The sequence below is a fragment of the Streptomyces triticirhizae genome, from assembly GCF_003696235.1.
GTDB classification, from domain to species: Bacteria; Actinomycetota; Actinomycetes; order Streptomycetales; family Streptomycetaceae; genus Streptomyces; species Streptomyces triticirhizae.
The window spans coordinates 34,594-46,000 of sequence record NZ_RFFJ01000023.1; the positions used below are offsets into that span (position 1 = coordinate 34,594).

9 protein-coding genes are annotated in these 11,407 nt (G+C 72.4%); 3 read left to right on the top strand and 6 right to left on the bottom strand.

Translation table 11 applies throughout. The annotated features are described in order from the left end of the window. Positions 1-24: 24 nt before the first annotated feature. Both EBN88_RS07105 and ybaK read left to right on the top strand, forming a co-directional pair. Entirely contained in the window at positions 25-807 is a 783-nt protein-coding gene (locus EBN88_RS07105; protein WP_122182960.1) for an LON peptidase substrate-binding domain-containing protein, read from the top strand. A 17-nt stretch (positions 808-824) separates the two neighbouring features. After that, positions 825-1,313 carry a Cys-tRNA(Pro) deacylase gene (gene ybaK / locus EBN88_RS07110; RefSeq protein ID WP_122182961.1) on the top strand — a complete coding sequence of 163 codons (489 nt, stop codon included), beginning with the start codon at positions 825-827 and terminating at the stop codon, positions 1,311-1,313. A gap of 896 nt (positions 1,314-2,209) precedes the next feature. On the opposite strand, the gene EBN88_RS07115 is transcribed toward ybaK, so the two are convergent. The 6 genes from EBN88_RS07115 to dnaE form a co-directional block, all read right to left on the bottom strand. After that, positions 2,210-2,875 (bottom strand): ABC transporter permease, encoded by a 666-nt coding sequence (locus EBN88_RS07115; protein ID WP_122182962.1) that lies wholly within the window; start codon positions 2,873-2,875, stop codon positions 2,210-2,212. A 91-nt stretch (positions 2,876-2,966) separates the two neighbouring features. After that, positions 2,967-3,830, bottom strand: coding sequence for an ABC transporter permease (locus EBN88_RS07120; RefSeq protein WP_122182967.1), 864 nt, complete (start codon positions 3,828-3,830; stop codon positions 2,967-2,969). Between the two features lie 29 nt (positions 3,831-3,859). Continuing rightward, positions 3,860-4,876 carry an ABC transporter ATP-binding protein gene (locus tag EBN88_RS07125; RefSeq protein WP_122182968.1) on the bottom strand — a complete coding sequence of 339 codons (1,017 nt, stop codon included), beginning with the start codon at positions 4,874-4,876 and terminating at the stop codon, positions 3,860-3,862. Positions 4,877-4,984: 108 nt separating this feature from the next. Further along, the gene (locus tag EBN88_RS07130) at positions 4,985-6,190 is read right to left on the bottom strand and encodes an NYN domain-containing protein (protein ID WP_122182963.1); all 1,206 of its coding nucleotides are present in this window, start codon (positions 6,188-6,190) and stop codon (positions 4,985-4,987) included. Positions 6,191-6,656: 466 nt separating this feature from the next. After that, positions 6,657-6,890 carry a hypothetical protein gene (locus tag EBN88_RS07135; RefSeq protein ID WP_122182964.1) on the bottom strand — a complete coding sequence of 78 codons (234 nt, stop codon included), beginning with the start codon at positions 6,888-6,890 and terminating at the stop codon, positions 6,657-6,659. 120 nt (positions 6,891-7,010) lie between these two features. After that, positions 7,011-10,553 (bottom strand): DNA polymerase III subunit alpha, encoded by a 3,543-nt coding sequence (gene dnaE / locus EBN88_RS07140; protein ID WP_122182965.1) that lies wholly within the window; start codon positions 10,551-10,553, stop codon positions 7,011-7,013. Positions 10,554-10,924: 371 nt separating this feature from the next. Between dnaE and EBN88_RS07145 the strand changes: the two genes are divergently transcribed. Next, on the top strand, positions 10,925-11,407 hold a 483-nt coding region (locus EBN88_RS07145), incomplete at its 3' end, for a hypothetical protein (RefSeq protein ID WP_147472671.1).

Genomic DNA, 11,407 nt, shown 5'->3' on the forward strand with positions numbered 1-11,407 from the left:
GCGCAGCGGATAGGCTGGCCGGTCGTGACGACCACCCGCCTGCCCCTGTTCCCCCTCAACACCGTGCTGTTTCCTGGGCTGGTCCTGCCGCTCAACGTCTTCGAGGCGCGGTACCGCGCGCTGCTGCGGGACCTGCTGGACCTGCCGGAGGGCGAGCCGCGCCCGTTCGGGGTCATCGCCATCAGGGACGGGCACGAGGTGGCGCCGCGCGGCACCGGGCTGCCGGACGAGAAGGACGAGACGCCGCCGGACCCCACGGCCGGGTTCGGGCCCGACCCGATGCGCAGCTTCTACGAGGTGGGCTGTGTCGCGGACGCCTCGACGATCCGGCCGCGCCAGGTGGCGGGCGAGGCGGAGGAGCCGAAGGACCCCGACGAGGGGGTCGCGAGCTACGAGGTGCTGGCGACGGGAACGACCCGCTTCCGGCTGCTCTCGGTGGACAGCAGCGGTCCCTATCTGGTGGGCGAGATCGAGCCGTTGGAGGAACGCTCGGGCGAGGGCGCCGGCGCGTTGGCCTCCGGGGTGCTGCTGGCGTTCCGCCGCTACCAGAAGGCGCTGGCCGGCGCGAACGAGCGGACGCTCGGCCCGGCGCAGGAGCTGCCCGACGACCCGTCGGTGGTCTCCTACCTGGTGGCGGCGGCCACCGTGCTGCACACCGCCGACAAGCAGCGGCTGCTCCAGGCCCCGGACACGGCGACGCGGCTGGCCGAGGAGCTGCGGCTGTTGCGGCAGGAGGCGTCGCTGATCAGCAAGCTGCCCTCGGTGCCGGGCGCGGAGTACACGATCCGGCCGACCAGCCTGAACTGAGCCGGGAGCGGAGCGAGATGGCGAGGAAGCGCGGCGCGGGCGGCACCCCGGCGACGGTGGCGGCCGACCGGGCGGGGGTGGCGTTCACGCTGCACGAGTACCGGCACGACCCGGCGGTGCGGGCCTTCGGCGAGGAGGCGGCGCAGGTGCTGGGGCAGGACCCGGAGCGGGTGTTCAAGACGCTGGTGGCCGAGGTGGACGGGGCGCTGACGGTGGCGCTGGTGCCGGTCTCGGCGTCGCTGTCGCTGAAGGCGCTGGCCTCGGCGGCCGGCGGCAAGCGGGCGACGATGGCCGACCCGGCGGTGGCGGAACGGGCCACCGGCTATGTGCGGGGCGGGATCTCCCCGCTGGGGCAGCGGAAGCGCCTGCCGACGGTCGTGGACGTCTCGGCGGCCCGTCATGCCACCGTGCTGGTGTCGGCGGGCCGCCGTGGCCTGGAGATCGAGCTGTCCCCCGACGACCTGGTGTCCCTGACCGCCGCGACCACGGCCCCGATCACGCGGTGACCGCCGTTCCCCGGCGGGGGCTCGCCTGGCGGCGCGTTCACCCGGCGGCGTGTTCGCCCGGCGGCGGGCCTCGGGAACGGGCCCGCCGGCCCCGGGGTTCGCCTGACGGCGGGGCTCGTTGAACGAGTGCTGGCGAAGGGCCGAACGAGTGCTGGCGAAGGGCAGGTTGCCCCCGGGACGGAACGTGGCGGGCCGGGGAGGGGCGCCTTGCGAGCCCGCCGGGGCCACGGCGGAGAACCTCTCCGACACGGCCCCCGGACGGGGAGGGCGTCTCCGATCCTCCTGCGGCGAGTCGCCCCCACGGCCGGTCCCTCGGCGTTCACGGCCCAATCGGAGAGGCTCTCCCCTTAATGCGAGGTCGCGCGGCGCGGCCGGACGCGGCCCGGCGCGGCCGTTCCTCTTGCCGGAGGGACTCTCCGCTTGACGCGAGATCGCGCGTCGCGGTCGCGGTCGCGGTCGCGCACCACCCACCCTGGACGCAGAGCCGTTCGCATAGGTGGAGATATTCTCCGGTTGAGTCGGGGCCGCGCCCCGCGCACCACCCGGGACCGCCGCCCGGGCGAGGGAGCCGCCAGCCGGCGGAGATGTTCTCCGGTTCGCCCGGCCAACGCAGCCCGCCGGCCGCTCACGGAGCCCCGTCGCCCAGGCGCTCGGCGCCCGTCGGAGCCGTGCGCGAAACCCTGCCCGGGCCGACGCAGCGGAGAGCCTCTCCCCTTCAACACCCGCCCGCGGAGCGCCTCTCCACTCAACATCCGCTTATCGAAGAACCTCTCCGTTTCGCGCGCCCCGGCTTCCCGCCCCCGGGGCCCCGCGCCTCGCCGCCAGCCTCCCCGCCGCCGGCCGTCCCACCTCGCCCGCAGGGCGGGCGCGCGGCCGCCGGCGGAACCCCCGGCGGGTCACGCCCGCGGAGGAGCCCCCCAGTGCGGCGGCCGGTCCGCCGGCCGCGCCCGCTCGTCGCGCGGGCCGAAGCCCGCCACGCACAGCAGATGGATCAGCAGCGCGCCGAAGGGCAGGCCCAACAGCACACTCTTCGCGCTGAGTTCGAGCGGCGCGTCGAAGACCTCGTTCTGCTCCAGCTCGGCGATCCGCCCCACCACGTCGTCGGTCGGCCCCAGCATCATCCCCAGTTGCCAGGCCAGCCAGGCGCCGAGCCCGGCGCCCAGCGCCAGCCCGACCACGACCCCGACACCCCCCGCGCGGCGGACCAGGAACGTCACCAGCCCGGTGACCGCGCCAACCCCCAGACCCAGCAGCAGGAAGACCCCGTCGGCCGCGATGGCCTGCTGCCCCTCGGAGTTGGCCAGCAGCACATCCTCGCCGCGCAGCACCAACGGAACGCGCGGCGCCCGCCAGACCCACAGCAGCCCCAGCGCCACCCCGGTCAGCAGCGCCACCGGCACCGCGACCAGCGCTCCGTCGCGTATCTCGCGCCGCCACTCGCGCCCCCCGTCCGCCGCCGGCCGTGGCCGTGGCGCGGCCCAGGGATCGTGCTGCCCGGCGTGCTGCCCGGCGTGAGGTGCGGCGAGGGAGCGGTGTTCGGGTGCTGGCTGGGGAGAGTCCACCCCGTCATCCTGCCAGGTACGGCCACCTGTTCGGCCCGGGGGACGACCGTTTGGCTGACCATCCCACCGGCCGGCCCCGCGCGGGCGCGGGTCAGGCGCGCGTGGCCCGGCGGTAAGCCCAGGTCGCCAGGGCCAGGGAGGCGACGCCGACCGCGCCACAGACCCCCAGGTGGGCGGCGACCAGCCCGACGTCGGGCACCGGCTCGAACATCTCGGCGAGCGCGTCCACCCCGTAGCTTGAGGGCAGCAGCTCCCGGGTCCAGCGCAGCGGCTCCGGCAGCCTGCCGGCCGGCAGCACGCCCAGCAGCAGCGCCGCCGACATGCCCAACTGACCCGCGAGGGTGGCCAGTTCCGGCCGGGGCGCGAGCAGCCCCAGGGCCGCCCCGAGACCGGCGAGCGCCGCGCCGGCCAGCGGCACCACGGCCAGCACCAGCCAGAGCCCGCCCAGCGGCAGCTGGTAGAGCAGCGCCCCGATGACGGCGGTGGCCGCCACCCCGGGCACGGTGAACGACGCGTAGGCGGCGGCCGTGCCCAGCACCACCGCCGGGGCCGGCACCGGCAGCGTCGCGTAGTGGTCAAGCCCGCCGGCGCGAAGCTGTCCGAAGTACTGGGCGAGGAGGTTGAGCGCGACGAACGCGACCACCAGCACCGCCGAGCCGGCGACCACCGCCCTTGCCTCGTCGCCGGCGCCGCCGTCCACCACGCCCCGCATCAGGACCATGATCCCGACGGACTGGAAGGTGGCGACGAACAGCAGCGGCACCCGGGCCACCCGGGCACGGGAGAGCTGCGCCCGGTAGACGGCGGCGAGCGCGGGCAGCAGCCGGGCCGCCGGCGCCAGGGCCGCCGGCGCGAGCGCCACCGGCTCCGCGTCCCGCGCGGCCTCCGCCACGCCCCGCTCGGACTCGGTCATCTCCGGCACGGTCTCAATCATGTCCTGTGCGGCCTCGGTCATGGTGTGGTCCCGGGCTCGTTCGATCAGGGTCACTGGCGGGTCAGCCCCTCGCCCCGGCCGCCGAGGGCCAGATAGACGTCCTCCAGGCTGGGCGTCGCCAGGGTGAAGTCGTCGAGCGCGGCGAACGCCTCGCCCCCGGTGACGGTGGCGACCACGGCCCTGGCCCGTTCCTGCGGCAGTCGCAGCGTCCAGCGGCGGCCGGTGACGACGGCCTGCCCGCGCAGCCGGTCGATCTCCGGGACCGCCAGCGGCGGTTCGGCGCGCCACACCAGGTCGAGCCGGACATGGGCGTCGACCAGGCTCTTGAGCCCGCTCGGGGTGTCGCAGGCGATGACCCGGCCGGCGTCCAGCACCGCGACCCGGTCGAGCACGGTCTCCGCCTCCAGCACATTGTGGGTGACCAGCAGCACCGTGGTGCCGTGCTCGGCGCGGCGGCGGTCGATCGCGGTCCACACCGCGCGGCGGGCCACCGGGTCCATGCCGGCGGTCGGCTCGTCCAGGACCAGCAGCGGGCGGTCGCCGGCGAGGGCGGCGGCCACGCAGGCCAGCCGCCGTTGCCCACCGGAGAGCCGCTTCAACGGGCGGCCGGCCAGCGGTTCCAGGCCCAGCTCGGCGAGCACCGCGTCGCGCGTCGCGCGGGCCGCCGGCGCGCTCAGGCCGCGCAGCCTGGCCGTGGTCTCGGTGGCCAGCGCGACGGTCAACTCGTCGAGCGCGCCCGCCTCCTGGCCGAGGTAGGCCAGCAACCTGGAGGCCAGCTCCGGATGGCGGACGACGTCGTGGCCGAGCAGCGAGATGCTGCCGGCGTCCGGCCGCAGCAGCCCGGTGAGCTGCCGGACCAGGGTGGTCTTCCCGGCGCCGTTGGGCCCGAGCAGGCCGAAGATCTCGCCGGCCGAGACCCGCAGGTCGATGTCCTCGTTGGCGGGGCGCGGCGCCGGAGCGGCGTTCCTGCGGCGCCAGCCGCCCTCGGCACGGTAGGTCTTACACAGACCACGCACGGTCACCACGGCGGACGGTGTCGCTGGGGAGTCCGGTACGCGCGGTGCCATCGTGGTCTGGGGCCCGGCCCGGCCGTTGGAGGAGGCCACGGGCCCGAGCCTACGTCGCCCCGGCCGCGCGGCGGACGCCGGGGCGGGCTTCGCGGCTGGAACGGAAGATCACGAGGGGGCGCGTTCGGCCCCGGTGCGGCTGTCCACCTCGTGCCAGAAACCGGCCCTGATGGCGTATCTGTCCTGCTCGTCGATCTGGTCGTCCTTGTGCGCCAGCAGCCCGAACCTGGCCGCGTAGCGGAGGAGTTCGCCGTCGATGCGGTGCGGGATGCGCGGGTACTCGGTGGTCAGCTGGCGCAGCGGCGTCTCGCTGGCGAGCCGCTCGGTCCAGCGGCGGGCGAAGACCTGCCCGACCTCGAACGGGTCTCCGCTGACCGCCGTGATGTCCTCCTCGCGGTCGGCCCAGCGCTGCTCGGCCGTGGTCAACTGGGCCAGCGTCGGGAGCGCCGCCGTCTCCGGGGACTCCTCGGGGGCGCCCCGTTCGACCCAGCCCCGGTCGGACGACCAGCGCAGGGTCGCGGTGGCCGGCTGCGGCAGCGGGCGGCCAAGGGAGGCCAGGTCCTTGGGGGTTGGCACGCCCTTGGCGGTGGGCGCGCTGGCCTGTTCGTCCTCCTCGGACGGGCAGGGCGCTGGCGCGGGGGCGGAGCCGTTGGTCTGCTGGGCCCCGGCCGCCTCCGCGTGGTCGGCGGACTCGCGCTTCTCCGGCAGCGGGGCGGAGAGGATGGCGGCGATGTCGGGCCGCGCCAGGCCACCTTCGGCCTGTGGCTCGCTGACCCGGACCGCGCGGGTGATCCACTGCCGGTCCAGGACCCGGCGCTCGTCGGCCTCGGCGACCAGGTCCTCGGACTGGTTGTAGTCGCCGTCGGCGGCCTGCACGGCCCACAGGTGCACGGCGACCCCGTGCTCCTTGGCGGACATCAGCCCGGGCAGCAGGTCCCCGTCGCCGGTCACCAGCACGATGTCGGCGCAGGCCCGGTTGCGCGCCAGCTCGGTCAGCTCGGCGTGCATCGCGGCGTCGACGCCCTTCTGCGCCCAGCGGCCGTCACTCCGGGTCAACGCGCCGAGGCGGACGGTGACTCGGGGCATCACCCGGAGTCTGCGGTGTTCGGGCTGGGGCACGCGGTCGGGGGCGCCGTCGAACCAGTAGATCCGGAGCAAATCGCACCCGGTGTCCGCCTCGGCGCGCTCCCGCAGGCCCTGGATGAGTCTGGCGTGGTCCACGGTGATACGCGGGCGCGCGGGCTCTCCGGCGAGCAGGCTGGCGGCGGCTCCCAACAGGTAGCCCGCGTCCACCAGCACGACGCAGCGGTCCACGTGACACCATCCCTTCGCCGAACGTTTCATTGAGTCTGCCCGACCACGCGCCGGTTAACTGCGCCAACTCGATCTTCGGCGTGGCGAGTCCGGCCGGTCACCACACGAGATGACTTGCCCGAAATGCGAAGTTGGCCGGTTCGTGCCACGCTGGTCCTGCCGCACCTTTCAGGAGGAGGCGACATGGCCAAGGACAAGAACCGCCAACGTCAACGCGAGTCGGAACGACGCGACCAGCCGCAGCCCAGAAGCGAGGCACCGGCGACGGAGGAGCAGAAGACCCGGAAACGGGAAAGGCGATTCGGGCACAACTGAGTTCGAGACGCGCGAGCGAATGCCCGGGACGGTTCCCGTTCCGGGCATTCGCCTGTTTTCCGCCGGCGTCTCCCGACGGACGTTTCCGACGTGTGTTCCCCGGCGGGTGTTTCCGGCAGGTGTTTCCCAACGGGCCACGTCCGGCGGGAACTCAGTCGGTGAAGCCGTGCCGTTCGTGCGCGGCGGCGAACGAGCCGGCGTTGGCGAGCGCCGACGGCGCGGCATGGGCTATCGGGGCGGGGCCGTGCACGATGTCCCACGCCTCGTGGACGCACCGGAGCCGGTCCTCGAAAGCCGCGCCGTGGAAATACCGCGCGAGTGCGTGCACCGCCTCCTCCCGCGAAACACGCACCTCGCGCAACAGAAACACCGCCTTGTCGATCATTCGAGCTTCCACGGAAATCCGCCCCTTCGGCAGGCGATCCCGGTCCGTCGACACCGCCGGGATCTCACTCCCTACCGAAGGTAGCTCCGCGCCTTTCCCGAATCGGTAAAGCCGGCTCCATCATCCCGCCAAACAGGAGGGCCCCAGGAGCGCTTTCAGGTCACCGAAGAGCGCCGGGTCGGCCTGCACGCGGTGCCGGTCGAGCCGGAGCACCGTGGTGGTGCGCGAACCCGCCAGGCGCACCCGTACCTCCGTCGGCCCCCGGTGCTGGCCCAGCACCTCGCCGAGCCGCTCGACCAGCGGCGGGGTGACCTTGACCGTGGGGATGGTGATGGTGACCGGGGCGTTGGCCGATGCCTCGCTGAGGTCCGGCACCATCAGCTCCATCGCCACCAGGCGCGGCACGTCCTCCCGCTTGTCGAGGCGCCCCTTGACGAACACCACGGCGTCCTCGACCAGTTGGGTGGAGACCAGCTGGTAGGAGGCGGGGAAGAACATGCAGTCGATGGAGCCCGCCAGATCCTCCACGGTGGCGATGGCCCACGCGTTGCCCTGCTTGGTCATCTTCCGCTGGAGCCCGGAGATGATGCCGCCGATGGTGACGATCGCGCCGTCCGAGTAGTCGCCGCCGTTGAGCGCCGAGATCGCCGCGTCGGCCTTCTCGTCCAGCACGTGCTCGATGCCGAAGAGCGGGTGGTCGGAGACATAGAGCCCGAGCATCTCCCGCTCCTGGGCCAGCAGATAGGCCTTCTCCCACTCCTCCTCGGAGAAGACCACGTCCATCCCGAAGCCGGGCCCGTCCCGGTCGTCGGCCGCGTCGCCCATCCCGCCGAAGAGGTCGAACTGCCCCTCGGCCTCCTTGCGCTTGACCTGCACCACGTTGTCGATCATCGACTCGAAGTGCTGGGTGAGGCCCTTGCGGGTGTGGTTGAGCGCGTCGAAGGCGCCGGCCTTGATCAGCGACTCGATGGTGCGCTTGTTGCAGACCACGGCCTCGACCTTGTCGAGGAAGTCGGGGAACGAGCTGTACTTCCCCTTGGCCTTGCGGGTGGCCACGATCGAGTCCACCACGTTCTGGCCCACGTTCCTGACCGCCGTCAGGCCGAAGACGATCACGTCGTCCCCACGCGGGGTGAAGTGCGCCTCGGACTCGTTGACGTCCGGCGGCAGCACCCGGATGCCCATCCGGCGGCACTCGTTGAGGTAGACCGCCGACTTGTCCTTGTCGTCGCGGACGGAGGTGAGCAGCGCCGCCATGTACTCGGCCGGGTAGTTGGCCTTGAGGTACGCGGTCCAGTAGGTGACCAGGCCGTAGGCGGAGGAGTGCGCCTTGTTGAACGCGTAACCGGAGAACGGGACCAGAACGTCCCAGACGGCCTGGATCGCCTCGTCCGAGTAGCCGTTCTCCCGCATCCCCTTCTGGAAGGGGACGAACTCCTTGTCGAGGATCTCCTTCTTCTTCTTGCCCATCGCCCGGCGGAGCAGGTCCGCTTGTCCGAGCGAGTAGCCGGCGAGCACCTGGGCGGCCTTCTGCACCTGCTCCTGGTAGACGATCAGGCCGTAGGTGACGTCCAGCACCTCGCGGAGCGGTTCCTCCAGCTCCTTGTGGATCGGGGTGATCTCCTGCTGGCCGTTCTTCCGGAGCGCGTAGTTGATGTGCGAGTTCATGCCCATCGGGCCCGGCCGGTACAGGGCGCCGACGGCGGAGATGTCCTCGAAGTCGGTGGGCTTCATCATCCGCAGCAGCGAGCGCATCGGCCCGCCGTCGAACTGGAAGACGCCCAACGTGTCGCCCCGGCCGAGGAGTTCGAAGGTCTTGGGGTCGTCCAGCGTGAGGTCGAGGAGCTTGATGTCGACGCCCTTGTTCTGCTTGATCAGCTTGACCGCGTCGTCCATGATCGTCAGGTTCCGCAGGCCCAGGAAGTCCATCTTCAGCAGGCCGAGCGACTCGCACGTCGGATAGTCCCACTGCGTGACGACCACGCCGTCGTTCTTCGGCGCGAAGAGCGGAACGTGGTCGACGAGCCGCTCACTTGACATGATCACGCCGGCGGCGTGCATCCCCATCTGCCGGACGAGGCCCTCCAGGCCCTTCGCGGTGTCGATCACCTTCCGCACGTCGGGTTCGTTCTCGTACATCGACCTGACCTCGCCCGCCTCGCTGTAGCGCGGGTGGTCCTTGTCGGTGATGCCGGAGAGCGGGATGCCCTTGCCCAGGACGTCGGCCGGCATCGCCTTGGTGATGCGGTCGCCCATGGCATAGGGGTAGCCGAGCACCCGGGAGGCGTCCTTGATGGCCGCCTTGGCCTTGATGGTGCCGTAGGTGCCGATCATCGAGACCTTGTCGGCGCCGTACTTCTCGGTGACGTAACGGATCACCTCACCCCGCCTGCGCTCGTCGAAGTCGATGTCGACGTCGGGCATGGAGACGCGCTCCGGATTGAGGAACCGCTCGAAGATCAGGCCGTGTTCGAGCGGGTCGAGGTCGGTGATGCCCATGGCGTAGGACACCAGCGAGCCGGCCGCCGAGCCACGGCCCGGGCCCACCGCGATGCCCTGCTGCTTGGCCCACATGATGAAGTCGGCGACCACGAGGAAGTACCCGGGGAACCCCATCTGGATGATGACGCCCATCTCGTACTCGGCCTGCCGCTGCCGGTCCTCCGGCACCCCACCCGGGTAGCGCCTGGCCAGGCCGCGCCTGACCTCCTCCTGGAACCAGGTGACCTCGGTGTACCCCTCGGGGACGTCGAACTTGGGCATCAGGTCGCGCGGCTCGAACCAACCGGAGATGTCGACCTGTTCGGCCACCAGCCGGGTGTTGGCGCAGCCCTGCTGCCAGGCGTCCGAGGAGTCGATCGCGTACATCTCCTCGGGCGACTTCAGGTAGTAGCCGGTGCCGTCGAAGCGGAAGCGGTCGGGGTCGGAGAGGTTCTTCCCGGTCTGCACGCACAGCAGCGCGTCGTGGGCGTCGGCCTCCTGCGCGTAGGTGTAGTGCGAGTCGTTGGTGACCAGCGGCGGGATGCCCAGCTTCCGGCCGATCTCCAGCAGCCCGTCGCGGACCCGGTTCTCGATCTCCAGGCCGTGGTCCATCAGTTCGAGGAAGTAGCGGTCCTTCCCGAAGATGTCCTGGTAGTCGGCCGCCGCCCTGAGCGCCTCCTCGGGCTGGCCGAGCCGCAGCCGGGTCTGCACCTCGCCCGAGGGGCAGCCGGTGGAGGCGATCAGGCCCTCCGAGTACTGGGAGATGGTCTCCTTGTCCATCCGGGGCCACTTGACGAAGAAGCCCTCGGTGTAGGCGTCGGAGGAGAGCCGGAAGAGGTTGTGCAGCCCGGTCGCGTTGGAGGCCCAGATCGTCTTGTGGGTGTAACCACCCGAACCGGAGACGTCGTCCCTCTTCTGGTGCGGCTGGCCCCAGGTCACCCGCCGCTTGTGGCGGCGCGACTCGGGCGCCACATACGCCTCGATCCCGATGATCGGCGTGACGTCGGCCGCCCGCGCCTGTTGGAAGAAGTCGTAGGCGCCGTGCAGGTTGCCGTGGTCGGTGACCGCGATGTGGGACATGCCCATCTCCTGACAGGCCCGGAACATGTCCTTGAGCCGGGCCGCACCGTCCAGCAGCGAGTACTGGGTGTGCACATGCAGGTGGGTGAAGGGCTTGCTCACTCCACGGGCCTTCCGCAGCAGGGTCAGGGTCGTCTGGGGCGCAGGCGCCCGGGACCGACCGGCCGCTCGAAGGGGCGCGCGCCAGGACACCGACCTTACCTCTGGTCCCGCCCGTTGATCCCTCCCTCCCCCGCCCCGCCAGCCCGGGTGTTTCCGCAGGTCACACTGGGTTCCTCGGGCAACGCCCAAGGTCAGCGGCGGTCCCGGAAGGCTTGCGGAAACCGACCGGAAATCGGCCACGGGCACCCTGCGCCACCGCCGTCACACGGTGCGGTCACGGAGCGGTCGAGAGGCCGGGTGCGAGCCGGGTGCGAGCCGGGACTCCCCCGCCCGTATCCAGTCGCCGTCGGCTCGTGGCACACTCGGCAACGATGGGCAGGTCGACTTCCGGTATACGCGTGCTGCGCGCGGCGGTGTTCGCCGCGCTCTGCGTCACGCTCTCCGCCGGGGCCCATGTGCTGCTCTCCGGCCGCCCCCTGCCGACGCCCGCCGTGGCGATGGTCTCGCTGGGCGTGTTCGTGCTGGCGCTGACCCTGGCCGGCGAGCGGGAACGCGGCTTCGCCGCCATCGCCGCGCTGCTGGTGCCCCTGCAACTGGCCGCCGACACCGTCTTCACCGCAGGCCAGGGCGCCTGTTACGGCCCCGGCGCCGCCCCGACCCCCGGCCCGCTGCGGCTCTTCGGCGTCGACGTGGTCTGCGCCGGCGGCGACGTCGGCACCCCGTTGGCGCGGCTGGTCGCCGACGGCCCCCGGCCGCTGGCCGAGGCCCCCGGCCACGCCGCCGGGCCCTGGCTGCTGCTGGCCGCCCATGTCGCGGTCGGCCTGGCCGCCGCCGGCTGGCTGCGCGGCGGCGAG